The following is a 14,960-nucleotide window of genomic DNA, read 5'->3' on the forward strand; positions in this document are numbered from 1 at the left end:
CGTTCTCGACAGGGTTGGCGGTCGGCCGCAATGGTTTTGAACCGCAACTGATACGTCACCGACGAGAACCGAAGGAGCGGCGCCCTCCCCAACGAGGGCGCCTACGCCACGTGGACACGACACTGACCAAGACGGGCCCCGTTGCCCCGGCAGAAGCTGCCGGCGAGCACAACGCCCTCGAGCACCTACCGGACAACCAGCACCCCGCCCTCGACCCCGTCGTGGTGGAGCACCAGGCCGACGAACCACAGAAGGTCGACACCATCGTCTTCGGTGTCACCGCCGCCATCGCGGTCGCCTTCGTCCTGTGGGGCTTCCTCAGCACCGACACCCTCAGCTCGGCCTCAGGCGCTGGTCTCGGCTGGGTCGTGCACAACATGGGCTGGCTCTTCTCGCTGGTGGCGTCGGGCTTCGTGCTCTTCGTCATCTGGATCGCGGCCAGCAAGTACGGGCGCATCACCCTCGGCCGTGACGACGAGGAGCCCGAGTTCAAGACGGTCTCCTGGATCGCGATGATGTTCTCCGCGGGCATGGGGATCGGCCTGATGTTCTACGGCGTATCCGAGCCGCTCTCGCACTTCGTGACGCCGCCGCCCGGCACCGGGGCGGCCGGCAACCCCGAGGCCGTGCAGAACGCCATGGCCACCACGCTGTTCCACTGGACCCTGCACCCGTGGGCCATCTACGCGGTCGTCGGACTGGCCATCGCCTACGGCGTGTTCCGCAAGGGGCGCTCGCTGCTCATCAGCTCGGCATTCGCACCGCTGCTGGGGGAGAAGCACACCAACGGTCCTGCCGGTCGCGTCATCGACATGCTCGCGATCTTCGCGACGCTGTTCGGCTCGGCCGCCTCGCTCGGCCTCGGCGCGCTCCAGATCGGTTCGGGCTTCCAGATCGTCGCGGGCATCGGCAAGGCGGGCAACATGCTCCTCGTCGCCATCATCGCGGTCCTCACCGTCTGCTTCATCCTGTCGGCCGTCTCCGGCGTCGCGAAGGGCATCCAGTGGCTGTCCAACATCAACATGGTGCTGGCCCTCGGGCTCGCGGTCTTCGTCTTCGTCGTCGGCCCGACCGTCTTCATCCTGGACCTCGTGCCCACGGCCGTGGGCTCCTACTTCCAGGACCTCGCGATGATGTCGGCGCGCACCGACGCCGCCGGCGGTTCCGCCATGAAGGAGTGGCTGTCGGGCTGGACGATCTTCTACTGGGCCTGGTGGGTCAGCTGGACCCCGTTCGTGGGCATGTTCATCGCGCGCATCTCGCGGGGTCGCACCATCCGCCAGTTCGTGACCGGCGTCCTGCTGGTCCCGAGCCTGGTGTCCCTGGTGTGGTTCGCCATCTTCGGTGGCGCCGGCATCGACATGCAGCGTGGTGGCACCGACCTGGCGGGTGCAGGGTCCTCCGAGGGGACGCTGTTCGCGATGCTCTCGCACATGCCCTTGTCGACGATCACCTCGATCGTCGTCATGGCGCTCGTCGCGATCTTCTTCGTCTCCGGTGCGGATGCCGCGTCCATCGTCATGGGCACGCTGTCCGAGCGAGGCACCCTCGCACCCAGCCGCAAGACGGTCATCTTCTGGGGCGCCGCCACTGGTGCGGTCGCCGCGGTCATGCTGCTGGTCGGCGGTGAGGACGCGTTGTCAGGGCTGCAGAACATCACCATCGTGGCAGCGCTGCCGTTCCTCGTCGTGATGATCGGGCTGGCCATCGCGCTGGTCAAGGACCTCAGCAGCGACCCGCTCATCGTCCGCCGCGCGTATGCCGTGGCTGCGATCGAGCAGGCTGTCGTGGCGGGCGTGACCGAGCACGGTGACGACTTCACCCTGACGTTCGAGGAGTCCGCTCCGGGCGAAGGTGTCGGCGATCTCGTGACCGTGGGGTCGACTTCCGACAACGAGCACACAGGTTCTGCCACATCGTGAGCCGCTGAACCGCTGCACGACCGAGCCGACCTATCCTTGGTCCCATGAGAATTGGTGTCTTCGGGGCCACCGGGCAGGTCGGCTCGGTCATGCGCGCACTCCTCGCCGAGCGGGGCTTCCCGGTCGACGAGATCCGCTACTTCGCGTCGGCGCGGTCTGCCGGCACCACGCTGCCGTGGGCCGGCGGCGAGGTCACCGTCGAGGACTCGGCCACGGCCGACTTCTCCGGGATCGACATCGCGCTCTTCTCCAACGGGGGAGCGGCCTCCAAGGAGCTCGCCCCCAAGGTCGCCGCAGCGGGGGCGATCGTGGTCGACAACTCGTCGGCCTGGCGCAAGGACCCGGAGGTCCCGCTGGTCGTGAGCGAGGTCAACGCCGACGACCTCGACACCATCCCCAAGGGCATCGTCGCCAACCCCAACTGCACGACGATGGCCGCGATGCCGGTGCTCAAGCCGCTGCACGACGAGGCAGGTCTGGTTCGCCTCACCGTGGCGTCCTACCAGGCCGTGTCCGGATCCGGTGGCAAGGGCGTCCAGGAGCTCGACGGCCAGCTGCGCGGTGGGTATGCCGCGGGCGCACCTGCCGACCTCGCCCTCGACGGGCGCGCGGTGGAGGTGCCGGCACCGAACGTCTACGCCGTGCCGGTGGGCTTCAACGTCATCCCGCTCGCCGGGTCGATCGTGGACGACGGCTCGCTGGAGACCGACGAGGAGCAGAAGCTCCGCAACGAGTCCCGCAAGATCCTGCACATCCCCGACCTCCTTGTCTCCGGCACCTGCGTGCGCGTGCCGGTCTTCACGGGTCACTCGCTGGCCATCCACGCCGAGTTCGCCGACGACATCACGCCGGAGCGCGCTCTCGAGCTGCTGGCCAAGGCGCCGGGTGTCGTCGTGACGGACGTGCCCAACCCGCTCGAGGCCGCCGGGCGTGACGAGGTCTACGTCGGGCGCGTGCGCGTCGACCAGGCCGCCCCCGCCGGCAAGGGACTGGTGCTGTTCGTCGTCGGCGACAACCTGCGCAAGGGTGCGGCCCTGAACGCCGTCCAGATCGCCGAGGAGCTGCTCAAGCGCCGCTGACCCGCTGTCGAGAGCGCACGACACGCTGACGGACTGCGGGTAAGCCCAGCGTGTCCTGCACTTTCGACGCTGTCAGCGGACGCCGCGCCAGAGCGACTCGGTCTCGCTGGCACCCGGGGACCAGGGCGCGATCCACGGCCCAGTGCCCTCGCTCTGGTCGAGCACACCTTCCTCCAGCCAGGTGTAGTCGCCCGCCAGCACGCCCTTGGCCAGACGCGTGTCGGCGTCGTCGCAGTTGGACCACAGGTCGGTGAACAGAGCCTCCACCCGGTGTCGGCTCTGCTGGCAGAACACGTCGGCCAGCTGGTAGGCCGAGCGTCCTCGGGCCTCGTCGTCCACGCGCAACATCTCTGCCCGGCTGCAAGCTGCCGCGATGGCGAACAGCTCGGCACCGATGTCGACGACCCGGCCCAGGAACACCTGCCGGTACTCCATCCTCGCCTGCCACCGCGACATGCCGTAGAAGGTCTGCCGGGCCAGCTTGCGACTGGACCGCTCGACGAACCGCAGGTGGGTCGCCAACGGTCCGAACTCGGCATACGAGGTGGGGGTTGCGCCCTTGCCGATCACGAGCTGCGGCAGCCACTTCGCGTAGAAGCCGCTGGCGCCCGCGGCTGCACGGGCCTTGTCCTCGAGCGAGGCGTCCTTGTCGGCGAGGGCGCCCGCGGCCTTGAGGTGGGCGTCGACGGCCTCGCGGGCGACGATGAGGTGCATGATCTCGGTCGACCCCTCGAAGATCCGGTTGATCCGCAGGTCGCGCATCATCTGCTCCGCCGGGACGGCGCGTTCGCCACGGGCCCTCAGCGACTCCGCCGTCTCGTAGCCGCGACCGCCTCGCACCTGGACGAGCTCGTCGGCGATCTGCCAAGCCATCTCGCTCGACCACAGCTTGGCCAGCGCCGCCTCGATCCGGATGTCCTTGCTGCCGGCATCGGCGAGCTGGGCCGACAGCTCCAGGACCGACTCGAGGCCGTAGGTGGTCGCGGCGATGAAGGCGATCTTCTCCGCCACGGCCCCGTGCTCGCCGACCGGACGGCCCCACTGGACCCGCTCGGCCGACCACTCGCGCGCGATCTTCAGCGCCCACTTGCCCGCGGCGGCGCACATCGCCGGGATCGACAGGCGTCCGGCATTGAGGGTGGTGAGCGCGATCTTGAGCCCCTCGCCCTCCTTGCCGAGCCGGTTCTCCGCCGGCACGCGCACCTGGTGGAAACGCGTGAGGCCGTTCTCGATGCCCTTGAGCCCCATGAAGGAGTTGCGTCGCTCGACGGTGATCCCTTCGGCGCTGCCCTCGACCACGAAGGCGGTGATGCCGCCCTTCTGTTGGTCGTCACCGTGACCCTCGTGGGCCGGCACCCGGGCCATGACGACGAGCAGCTCAGCGACGACGCCGTTGGTGGTCCACAGCTTCACCCCGTCGAGCAGGTATGCCGTGCCGTCCTCGGTCGGGGTGGCGGTGCTGCCCATCCGGGCCGGGTCCGAGCCGACGTCCGGCTCGGTCAGCAGGAACGCGGAGATGGCGCCTGCGGCGCACCGGGGCAGGAACGCCTGCTTCTGCTCGGGCGTGCCGACCAGCTTGACCGGCTCGGGGACGCCGATGGACTGGTGGGCGGACAGGAGGGCGCCAAGGCTCGGGTGCGCCGAGCCGACCAGCATCAAGGCCTTGCCGTAGGACGACATGGTCAGGCCGAGCCCGCCGTACTCGCGGGGGATCTTCATGCCGAAGGCACCGATGGCGGCGAGCCGGGCGAGGTCGTCGTCGGGGATCTTCGCCTCGCGCTCGATCCGGGCCCCGTCGATGTCGGCGCAGACCTCCCGCAGCCTGGTCAGGAACTCCTCGCCGCGTTCCTCGTCCTCGGGGGTGGCACGCGGGTGCGGATGGACGAGGTCGAGGTCGAAGTGGCCGAGGTAGAGGCCCTTGGCGAAGCTGGGGCGGTCCCAGTCCGACTCCCGGGCCGCCTCGGCGACCGCTCGCGACTCCCGCTCGGTGGCCTGCACCACTGGTTGCTGGCTGCTGCCGGCGCCGCTCGTGGTCGGCCGCTCCTGCTCGACGTCACTGCTCATGGCTCGCCTCCTGGGGGCCTCTCACGCTACCCGCGGGTAGCCCTCCGCGCGAGTGCTGAGGCAGGCCCGAGCCAGTCCGCCTGACCGCACGCTGTGACGTGAACCCTCGGCTTCACTCCGGTCCGCACACGGGTGTCGGGCTCACGCGAACATCGACCGCGCTGCGTCCAGGCCGGTGACGTGCACGGGGACTCGGTTGGTGACCGCGGCCCAGCGGTCGCTGGTCAGCCGGAGCCGATCGGACACCACCACCTCGTCGCCGCGGCGGTCGCGCGAGATGCCATCGGGTTGGTAGCCGAGCTTGCGAGACACCCCTTGGGAGGCGTGGTTGTCCTGGAAGACCTCCGTTGTCGCGTCGGTGGCCCCCAGGTGGTCGAAAGCCAGGGTCAAGAGGGCTGTGCGAGCCTCCGTGCCGAAACCCTGCCCGTGAAATCGCAGGCCGAGCCAGGACGACGTGGTGACCTCGCGGTTGACGCGGAAGTCGCGCGCCCTCAACGTCGCGATGCCCATGGTTGTCCCGGCTCGGTCGATGATCGCCATGCCAAGGCTCCAGCTGTCCTGCTCCCAGCAGGACAACCTGTACCAGTGCCCGCTCAGAACGGCTTTCGCTCGTTCTTCAGTGGTGCCTTCGGTCCAGGGCGTGAGGAAGGGGCGTTCGTCCGGACGGTGCACTCCCTCGCCAGCGAGCTCAGCCAAGGCGGTGAGCTCGTCCTCGGACGGGAGGTGCAGGGTGAGCCGGGGAGTGGTCAGGGTCAGGCCGAACGTGGGCCACAGGTCAGCAAGCACGGCACTCAGAGGTCAGTCATCCAGTGGCGCCAGGTCTGGGTGACTTGCATGCCCACGTGCTCGTACAGGCCGAGGGCGCCGGTACGCGAATCGGTGGACAGCTCGCTCACCGTGGCGCCGTGGTCCCTCGCGCGTCCGAAAGCATCCACGAGCAGCGCCCTCGCCAGACCCAGGCCGCGCTGGTCGCGCCGCACCGCGATCGCGTCGACGTAGCCAGTGCTGCCCGCGAGAATCGTGTAGCACACCCCGACCTCGCTGCCCTGCGGGTCGACGACGAACCGGATCTGCCACGGCTCGAACCCGGGGCGGAGCGGGCCACGGGGCGCCCAGTCCTCGAACGTCGACGGGTCGCGGTCGGGCCACTCGTTGAAGGCGTCCTCGATGAGCTGGAAGGCGACGCGGCCGTCGGCCGGCCCCGCGAACTCCCGAAGGGCGTAGCCCTCGGGCAGTGGCTGTGGCTCGATGGTCCGCTCCGCAGGCACCTGGAGCACCCACGAGGTCCACCCCAGCCGGTAGTCGCGGGCCTTGAGGAACGCCTCAGGGTTGGTGTCGCCGGGCACCGTCTGCCCGACGAGCTTCGAGCCACGGGCTCGGGCACAGTCCTCGAGCCAGTCGGCGAGCCAGGTGCCGATGCCGCGACCCCGGAACTCGGGGTGCACCGAGGCGTCGGCCCGACGCCCCTTGAACACCTCGCCCGAGGCCACGAGCCGGTCACCGTCCCAGATGCCGATGGCTTCCGTGGCGAGGTCGAAGCTGCCGCGGGCCCAGTCGCCCTCGATGTCCTCCACCTCGATGGCGGCCTCACCGACGTCATGGGTCTCCGCCGCGGTGACGATCTCGAAGACGGCGTGCGCGTCCGCAGGGGAGAGGGGGCGGGCCACCAGCCCGACGGGAAGCTCCATGGCGGAATCGTGCCGGGCTGAGGGGACCCGGTGCACCTGTATTTCGGGACGACAGTGCCAGGAGATTGTGAGAGAGTTCTCTCGAAACAACTCTCTCACAATCTCTGGTCAGGGGGCCACGGTGTCCACCAACCCGTACGGCGACGTCGAGCTGACCCCTCGGGGAATGCGCGCGCTCGCCCACCCTGTTCGGCTGGCGATCCTCAGCCGCCTCCAGGTGGACGGCCCGAGCACGGCCACCGCGCTTGCCCCTCAGGTCGGCGCGACCCCGTCGGTGACGAGCTGGCACCTTCGCCACCTCGCCGAACACGGCTTGGTGAAGGATGCGGCAGTCGAGTCCGACGGCCGCCAGCGGTGGTGGGAGGCCGTGGGTCGAGGCTTCCGCTTCACTCCCACCACCGACGACGCCGGGCGCGACGCGGCGACCCTGCTCTCCCGAGTCATGTTCGAGCAGGCCGAGGACCTCCCCGGCCGGTGGGCCAGGGACGTCGAGCCCCTGCTCGAGGACGACTGGCGCCAGTCGTCCGGCCTGTCCAACACGACCTTCGTGGTGACGGTGCAGGAGCTGGCTGACGTGGAGGCCGCGATCGAGCAGCTGCTCGCTCCCTTCGTCCTGCGCAAGGCCGACCGGGAGCCGGTGCCGGACGGGCGCAACGTGCGGATGCTGCGCTACCTGCTTCCCGAAGCGGACCTTCCCGAAGCTGGCCGCACCGAAGCGGAGCGGACCTCGTGAAGGAGACGACGGCAGGCCCAGCGGTCAAGGCCCCACTGTGGCGGGACCGACGGTTCGCCACCTACTGGGCGGGTCAGGGCATCTCGCAGTTCGGCGACCGGATCACCGAGCTGGCGCTGCCACTCATCGCGGTCACGGCCCTGCACGCCACCGCCCCCACGGTCGGCCTGCTGACGGCGGCGGTGTGGACGCCCAACCTGCTGTCGCTGTTCGTCGGCACGTGGGTCGACCACCAGGCGCGCAAGCGCCGGTTACTCATCGTCGCCGACCTCCTGCGCTGTGTCGTGCTGCTGACCCTGCCCGTCGCGCACTTCCTCGGGGTGATCACGATGGGTCAGCTCTTCGCCGTGGCGCTGCTCGCAGGAGCCGGGCAGGTGCTCTACCAGACCTCCTATCCGAGCTTCTTCGTCGGACTGGTGCGGCGTGACCAGTTCGTCGAGGCCAACAGCCTGCTCAGCGGCACCCGGTCGGCGTCGTTCGTGGCGGGTCCAGCGGTGGCTGGTGGCCTCATCCAAGCGGTGACGGCGCCGGTGGCCATGCTGGTCGACGCGGTCACCTTCGCCGTATCGGCGTTGCTGATCGGGAGGGTTCGCGTGCCCGACCTGCCGGTCGACACCTCCAACGAGGCCCGCCTGTTGCGTCGATCCCGCGACGGCATGGGCCTGGTCCTCAAAGATCCGTACCTGCGGGCGTCCCTGGCGTGCGCCACGACCATCAACCTGTTCAACCTGATGGCCGGCGCGCTGCTGATCCTCTTCGCCAGCCGCGAGCTCGGACTCTCGGCCGGGGTGATCGGCCTCGCGCTCGGCACCGGGGCGACGGGAGGACTGCTCGGCACGGTGCTCGCCGGACCGATGGCCCGGCGGATCGGGCTCGGGCGCACGATCGCGTTCGGCGCGGTCGTGTTCTCCGCGCCTTTCGCACTGCTGCCTCTGGCCCACGGTCCGACGTGGTCGAGGGCTGGCGTCCTGGCGCTCGTCGAGTTCATCTCGGCTCTGGGGGTGATGTGCCTCGACATCCCACTCAACGCCCTGATGACGGCGGTGACCCCGGACGGCGTCCGCAGTCGCGTCAGCGGTGCGTTCTCCACGGTGAACTACGGCATCCGCCCGCTCGGCGCAGTCCTCGGCGGGCTGGTCGGGGAGTGGATCGGGCTGGCGCCCACCATGGTGGTCGCAGCGGTCGGTGGCTCCCTGTCGGTGCTGTTCCTGCTGTGGTCTCCGGTCTTCTCGACCGCCTCCATCGAAGAGCTGGACGCGGTCCACGAGGTGAGTGGGGCTTGACGCGAACCACCTCTTGATATGCAATATATCGGGTGCCGATACCGTCCTCCCAGACCCCCGTGTCCCGTGCCCTGCTCCGCGACGACGTCTACCGGCGGGTGAGGGACGCGATCGTCGACGGCACCCTCGCCCCCGGCGAGCAGCTCCGCGACCAGGAGCTGGCGGTCTGGCTCGGCGTGAGCCGGACACCGGTGCGGGAGGCCCTGCTCCGCCTCCAGCAGGCCGGGCTCGTCGCCTCCCTCCCCGGCCGCTCGACCACGGTGGCTTCGCTCGACCACCGCGCGGCCCGTGACGCCCAGGCAGTCGTTGCCCAGATGCATCGGTTGGCCGTCCACGACGCCGTCGGACAGCTGACCGCCGACGACCTCGACCGCATGCGCGACGCCAACGCGCGCTTCCGTGCGGCTCTGGAGGCTGGTGACGCCGAGGCGGCGCTCGCCGCCGATGACGAGCTCCACGGCATACCGGTCTCGGCAGCGGGCAATGCGGCGCTGGCGGCCGTCCTCGACCAGTTCACCCCTGTCCTTCGGCGGGTCGAGCGACTGCGCTTCAGTTCGCTCTCAGGCCGCGGGTCGGTCGCCCTGCACGCCCGGCTCATCGACCTGTGCGAGGCGGGGGACCGCGAGGCCGCCGCCGAGGTCTCCCACGAGACGTGGCAGACCCTCGCACCCCTGCTCGACACCTGACCGCTTCAGCCCAGCCAGCCCTCTCAGCCCAGGAGACGCCATGTCGATCCACGACTTCGAGCGCTACCCGCTCACCTTCGGCCCGAGCCCGGTGCACCGCCTCGCGCGCCTCACCGAGCACCTCGGTGGCGCCCAGGTGTGGGCCAAGCGCGAGGACTGCAACAGCGGACTGGCCTTTGGTGGCAACAAGACCCGCAAGCTCGAGTACATCGTGCCGGACGCGCTCGCCCAGGGTGCAGACACGCTCGTGTCCATCGGTGGGTACCAGTCGAACCACACGCGTCAGGTGGCGGCGGTCGCGGCGCACCTCGGTCTCAGGTGCCGCCTCGTGCAGGAGAAGTGGGTGGACTGGGACGACCCGGTCAACGACAAGGTGGGCAACATCCTGCTGTCACGGATCATGGGCGCCGACGCCCGCCTGGACCCGCACGGCTTCGACATCGGCATCCGCTCGTCCTGGGAGGACGCCCTCCGCGAGGTCGAGGAGGCGGGCGGCAAGCCCTACGGCATCCCGGCCGGCGCGTCGGAGCACCGGCTCGGCGGGCTCGGCTTCGCCAACTGGGCCTACGAGGTGGTCGAGCAGGAGAAGGAGCTCGGGGTCTTCTTCGACACGATCGTCGTCTGCACGGTGACCGGGTCGACCCACGCCGGCATGATCGCCGGGTTCGCGGCGCTCGAGGATGGGGGCGGTCGGCCTCGCCGGGTGCTGGGGATCGATGCCTCGGCGACGATCGACAAGACGCGCGACCAAGTGCAGCGCATAGCGCAGCACACCGCAGACCTCATCGGGGTCGGCCGGCCGCTCCGTGACGACGAGGTGACGGTGCTCGAAGGCTGGGCCGGCGACCTCTACGGCATCCCGGTGGAGTCAACGGTCGACGCCATCAGGCTGAGTGGCCGGCTGGAAGGCATGATCATCGACCCCGTCTACGAGGGAAAGTCGATGGCCGGCCTCGTCGACCTCGTGACGTCCCGCGAGATCCCCGAGGACTCGACGGTGCTCTACGCACATCTCGGCGGGCAGCCCGCCCTCAACGCCTACTCAGGGATCTTCGACTGACCGGCGAAGGTCCAGCCGCGTTCGGCCAGCGCCTCTCGCAGGAAGCGCAGGGCGATCGGCCCCACGCCGTGGAGCGCCGCCAGCCCTTCCTCGCTGCGGTCCCTGACCTGCTCCAGGGTCCAGATCCCCTCGGCCCGCAGAGCCCGCGTCGCCGGGGCGCCGATGCGAGGCAGGGGAGTGCCGTCGGGGGCTGTGGCCCGGTCCAACCGAGGAGCACCCGACTCGGCGTCGACCACGGCCGCGCCGCGGGGTGAGAGCCGGTAGCCGATGTCGAGCGACTCCGTGAGGCCGAGCTCCTTGAGCTTGCGGACGTCACGCTTGAAGCTGGGGGTGTCCCGGCCCAGCTCGGCGGCAAGCTCCGGCGCGCGGACCGTGGGGAAGCGGTCGATGATCGCCAGCGTCGCCCTCGTCCAGGGGCCGATCCCCGAGGCGCGGTCGAGCCGGTCGAGTCGCTCGCGGATCGTGGCCACCTCGTCGGCCTCAGGCAGGGTGGCGCGCAGCTGCTCCCTCGGGTCGGCTCCCGCGTGGCGCAGCCCGACCCGCCACACCGGGCGGTCGGCCTTGGCCTCCAGCATCCGGCGCAGCTCGAGGAGGGACTTCGCGCCGGCCCGCCGGGCCTCCTCTGCAGTGATGCGCGAGGGGGCCACCTTGTCGACGGAGGTCACCTCCAGCAGGCCCACGCGGGTGCGCAGCCGGGTGCCCACGACGACCCGCGGACGGTCCCAGCGCCGGAACGCCAGATCGACGTCGCCCGCCTTGATGGCCGCGAGGGTGTCCGGTCGGATCATCATGGCGGCAACCTACCGGGCCAACGTCCGGATGGTGGGCGACGTGGTTCGGACGTTGGACGTGGGCCGGGCACGCGGCATACCCTCGTCCCGTGCGTTCCTTGCGCCTCCTCCTTCGCCGCCGCGGCGGGGCCTGACCGATCAGCCGCCCCTCGTCGCGGAGTTCGCGTTGCCGGCTGAGACCCTGAGTACAGCCACCTGCAGCGAATCGTGAGGCGAGAGAACATGATCCACCCCCAGCAGCCGTCGGGTATGCCGGTCGCGAAGTACGTGCCGTTCAAGGACCAGATCCCCTTCGAGCTGCCGGACCGCACGTGGCCGACGCGCGTCATCGAGCGTGCCCCGCGCTGGTGCGCGGTCGACCTGCGCGACGGCAACCAGGCGCTCATCGACCCGATGAGCCCGGACCGCAAGAAGCGGATGTTCGAGCTCCTCGTGCGAATGGGCTACAAGGAGATCGAGGTCGGCTTCCCCTCGGCGAGCCAGACCGACTTCGACTTCGTGCGGATGCTCATCGAGGACGACATGATCCCCGACGACGTGACGATCCAGGTTCTGACCCAGTGCCGCGACCACCTGGTCGAGCGGACCTTCGACTCCATCCGCGGGGCCAAGCAGGCGATCGTGCACTTCTACAACTCGACGTCGATCCTGCAGCGTCGCGTGGTCTTCGGGCTCGACCAGGACGGCATCGTCGACATCGCCCTCCAGGCAGCGCGACTGTGCCGCAAGCTCGAGGAGACCATCCCCGACACGATCGTCTACTACGAGTACAGCCCGGAGTCCTACACCGGCACCGAGCTCGAGTTCGCGGTGCGCATCTGCAACGAGGTGGCCGACGTCATCGACCCCACCCCGGACCACAAGATGATCATCAACCTCCCGGCCACGGTCGAGATGGCCACGCCCAACGTCTACGCCGACTCGATCGAGTGGATGATCCGCCACCTCGAGCGGCGCGAGTCGATCGTCGTGAGCCTGCACCCCCACAACGACCGGGGGACCGGCGTGGCCGCGGCCGAGCTGGCCTACCTCGCCGGCGCCGACCGCATCGAGGGCTGCCTGTTCGGCAACGGGGAGCGCACCGGCAACGTCGACCTCGTCACCCTCGGCATGAACCTCTTCAGCCAGGGCATCGACCCGCAGATCGACTTCTCCAACCTCGACGACATCCGTCGCACCGTCGAGCACTGCAACCAGCTGCCCGTCGGCGAGCGCCATCCCTGGGGCGGGGACCTCGTCTTCACCGCATTCTCCGGGTCTCACCAGGATGCGATCAAGAAGGGCTTCGAGGACATGGACCGCCAGGTCAAGGCGTCCGGCAAGTCCATCAACGAGCTCGTGTGGGGCGTGCCCTACCTGCCGATCGACCCGCACGACGTGGGCCGTTCCTACGAGGCCGTGGTCCGCGTCAACAGCCAGTCGGGCAAGGGCGGGGTTGCCTACCTGCTCAAGACCGAGCACCAGCTCGACCTGCCGCGTCGTCTCCAGATCGAGTTCAGCGGGGTCGTCCAGGCCAAGACCGACAGCGAGGGTGGCGAGGTCAGCGCGGCCCAGCTGTGGGAGATCTTCCAGGACGAGTACCTGCCCGCGGTCGACGGTGCCGTCAACACGTGGGGCCGCTTTACGCCGGTCAGCCACTCGCTCATCAGCGAGCAGGGCGGCGTCGACCGGATCAGCGCGACCATGCTCGACCGCGGCGTGGAGGTCACCATCGAGGGCACCGGCAACGGACCGATCGCCGCGTTCATCGACGCGTTGTCGACCCTCGGGGTCGACGTCCGCGTCCTCGACTACGCCGAGCACGCGCTGTCCGCAGGTGGCGACGCGAAGGCTGCCGCCTACGTCGAGTGCGCTGTCGGCGACCGCGTGCTCTGGGGTGTCGGCCTGCACTCCTCGATCGTCAAGGCGTCACTCACCGCGGTGCTGTCCGCCGTCAACCGTGCGGAGCGGATGGCCCCGGGCGAGTGACCTGAGGTATGCCGCGTGGCTGGGCCACGCGGCATGCCGTCGCCGTCTCCGTCGCCGTCTCCGTCAGCGGATGCGGGTTGTGTAGGTGGCGCTCGTCGGCGCCGACTCGTTACCCACGGGGTCGGTGGCCGTCGCCCGGACGGTGACGGAGCCGGCCTTGCCGGTGAGGACACCGGCTCGGGCGAAGTAGTCCTCTCCCAGGACGACCGACCACGTGCCGGAGGAGCTCGACGTGGTGGTCGTGTAGGGCGCCCCGTCGGAGTGCAGGACGCCGATGGTGAGCCCGCCTTCGGCGGTCGTGCCGGAGAGGGTGACCGTGCGGGTCTTGATCGTCGAGCCCGGTGTGGGCGAGACGATGGTGGGCGGTGCCGGGGCGAGCGTGTCGACCGTGAAGGTGCGGGTCTTCGTCGCGACGACCTGCTGCGAGGCGACCATGCTCACGGTCAGGGTGCGCTCGCCGTCGGCGACGTAGGCCAGGCCGCCGCTGTAACTGCCGTAGTAGCAGTTCTGCTCGGCGACCCACGGGTCGGAGTCGACGCTGATGCGCACGGTCGTGCCCTCGGCACACTGGCCGGAGAAGTCGACGAACGCGTTGTGGAGGCTGCCCTCCTGCGGGGTGTCGATGGTGAGGCGGGACGGGTCGATCGCGAAGCGGACGGCGGCGCAACCCTCACCGGTGAATCCCTCGCCGTCGGTGAGGCGAGCGCAGATCGTGTTGTCCCCGTAGGTCAGGTAGGCGTAGGCGTTCCAGTTGCCGTCGCCGTCGGAGAACGCCTCACGGACGTCGTGGCCGTTGATGGACACGATGACGGTCTGGCCCGGACGGTTGCTCGTGCCCCGGATGTAGACCGCCTCGGTGTCGACGGTCGACCCGTCGGCGGGGGAGGTGACCTCCACGACGACCGGTGGGGGCGCCACGACGGTGAACGAACGGTCGGCCGAGGCGAAGCTCGTCCCCGCATACCGAGCCTCCACCCTCAGCGAGTGCGACCCGGCGGCCACCCCGTAGTACTCCTGGTAGAAGAAGTCGTTGCTGCAGTCGACCGTGGCCGTGGAGCCGCCGTCCAGTGCGAGGGCGACCTGGGTGCCGTTCTGGCATGGACCGCTCACGGAGAAGCGGGTCGCCACCGACGCGCCCTGCTCGGGCCAGGCGACGGCGAACGCGTTCGGGTCAGGTCGGACGGTGCGGTTCACGCACGCGGTGGCGAGCGTCACGTCGTCGACCCGGACCAGCGCGCAGATGCTGTGGTCGCCGACCTGGAGGGAACCCACGGTGGTCGACCAGGCGCCGCGGCTGTCGACGGTGGGCGTCTGACCGGTCTCGACGCCGTCGACGACCATGGTCACGGTGCCGTTCGGCGAGCTCGCCTTGCCCGAGACCGGCACGAGGACCGCCGTGCCCGACGTCCCGTCCGCCGGACTCGTGATCGAGACGCTGGCGCGTACGGGTTTGGCCGCACCGGCCGGCACGGCGCCGCCGACGAAAGCGACCAGGGCGGCCACCAGGGCGGCGAGGACGCAGAGCGGGCGACGGGTGAGGTGCAGGCGCATGTGGAATCCCCCCATAGCGGACAAGTCGACACTGACTCGTGCCCGGAAGGATGACCCATCCCCACCAAGTTTGGCAACCCCCAATCTGCCCTGACCTGCACAAACGCCGAGGGGCGGCCGCTTGGCGCCGGCGGA

At 69.8% G+C, this 14,960-nt stretch carries 12 protein-coding genes; 7 read left to right on the forward strand and 5 right to left on the reverse strand.

Annotation, left to right across the window (positions count from 1 at the left end):
• Positions 1-221: 221 nt before the first annotated feature.
• Together AC1DWP_RS00790 and AC1DWP_RS00795 are read left to right on the forward strand one after the other, a co-directional pair.
• Complete coding sequence (locus AC1DWP_RS00790) at positions 222-1,922, forward strand: BCCT family transporter (protein ID WP_477613406.1); 1,701 nt, start codon at positions 222-224, stop codon at positions 1,920-1,922.
• A 44-nt stretch (positions 1,923-1,966) separates the two neighbouring features.
• Positions 1,967-3,001 carry an aspartate-semialdehyde dehydrogenase gene (locus AC1DWP_RS00795; protein WP_477612554.1) on the forward strand — a complete coding sequence of 345 codons (1,035 nt, stop codon included), beginning with the start codon at positions 1,967-1,969 and terminating at the stop codon, positions 2,999-3,001.
• Positions 3,002-3,073: 72 nt separating this feature from the next.
• On the opposite strand, the gene AC1DWP_RS00800 is transcribed toward AC1DWP_RS00795, so the two are convergent.
• The 3 genes from AC1DWP_RS00800 to AC1DWP_RS00810 all read right to left on the reverse strand — a co-directional run bounded on the left by AC1DWP_RS00800 (position 3,074) and on the right by AC1DWP_RS00810 (position 6,753).
• Positions 3,074-5,065, reverse strand: a complete 1,992-nt coding sequence (locus tag AC1DWP_RS00800) for an acyl-CoA dehydrogenase family protein (RefSeq protein WP_477612555.1) — start codon at positions 5,063-5,065, stop codon at positions 3,074-3,076.
• 141 nt (positions 5,066-5,206) lie between these two features.
• A complete protein-coding gene (locus AC1DWP_RS00805; protein ID WP_477612556.1) occupies positions 5,207-5,851 on the reverse strand; it encodes a GNAT family N-acetyltransferase in 645 nt (214 codons plus the stop codon).
• A 5-nt stretch (positions 5,852-5,856) separates the two neighbouring features.
• Positions 5,857-6,753 carry a GNAT family N-acetyltransferase gene (locus tag AC1DWP_RS00810; RefSeq protein WP_477612557.1) on the reverse strand — a complete coding sequence of 299 codons (897 nt, stop codon included), beginning with the start codon at positions 6,751-6,753 and terminating at the stop codon, positions 5,857-5,859.
• Between the two features lie 121 nt (positions 6,754-6,874).
• Here AC1DWP_RS00810 and AC1DWP_RS00815 point away from each other — a divergent pair, with 121 nt between their 5' ends.
• The 4 genes from AC1DWP_RS00815 to AC1DWP_RS00830 are packed head-to-tail and all read left to right on the forward strand — an operon-like array spanning position 6,875 to position 10,515.
• Entirely contained in the window at positions 6,875-7,486 is a 612-nt protein-coding gene (locus tag AC1DWP_RS00815) for a helix-turn-helix domain-containing protein (protein WP_477612558.1), read from the forward strand.
• A complete protein-coding gene (locus AC1DWP_RS00820) occupies positions 7,483-8,769 on the forward strand; it encodes an MFS transporter (protein WP_477612559.1) in 1,287 nt (428 codons plus the stop codon). The genes AC1DWP_RS00815 and AC1DWP_RS00820 overlap by 4 nt, the downstream gene beginning before the upstream one ends.
• A gap of 32 nt (positions 8,770-8,801) precedes the next feature.
• Positions 8,802-9,455, forward strand: coding sequence for a GntR family transcriptional regulator (locus AC1DWP_RS00825; protein ID WP_477612560.1), 654 nt, complete (start codon positions 8,802-8,804; stop codon positions 9,453-9,455).
• Positions 9,456-9,495: 40 nt separating this feature from the next.
• On the forward strand, positions 9,496-10,515 hold the full coding sequence (locus AC1DWP_RS00830) for a 1-aminocyclopropane-1-carboxylate deaminase (RefSeq protein ID WP_477612561.1): 1,020 nt from the start codon (positions 9,496-9,498) through the stop codon (positions 10,513-10,515).
• On the opposite strand, the gene AC1DWP_RS00835 is transcribed toward AC1DWP_RS00830, so the two are convergent.
• Positions 10,494-11,306: a hypothetical protein gene (locus tag AC1DWP_RS00835; protein ID WP_477612562.1), complete on the reverse strand. Its 813-nt coding sequence runs from the start codon at positions 11,304-11,306 to the stop codon at positions 10,494-10,496. The two genes, AC1DWP_RS00830 and AC1DWP_RS00835, sit on opposite strands and share 22 nt — an antisense overlap.
• A gap of 222 nt (positions 11,307-11,528) precedes the next feature.
• Between AC1DWP_RS00835 and leuA the strand changes: the two genes are divergently transcribed.
• Complete coding sequence (gene leuA, locus AC1DWP_RS00840; RefSeq protein ID WP_477612563.1) at positions 11,529-13,274, forward strand: 2-isopropylmalate synthase; 1,746 nt, start codon at positions 11,529-11,531, stop codon at positions 13,272-13,274.
• 63 nt (positions 13,275-13,337) lie between these two features.
• Here the strand turns inward: leuA and AC1DWP_RS00845 are convergent, their stop codons facing one another.
• The gene (locus AC1DWP_RS00845) at positions 13,338-14,825 is read right to left on the reverse strand and encodes a hypothetical protein (RefSeq protein WP_477612564.1); all 1,488 of its coding nucleotides are present in this window, start codon (positions 14,823-14,825) and stop codon (positions 13,338-13,340) included.
• Positions 14,826-14,960 lie beyond the last annotated feature (135 nt).

Source organism: Pedococcus sp. P2_F6 (genome assembly GCF_056403675.1).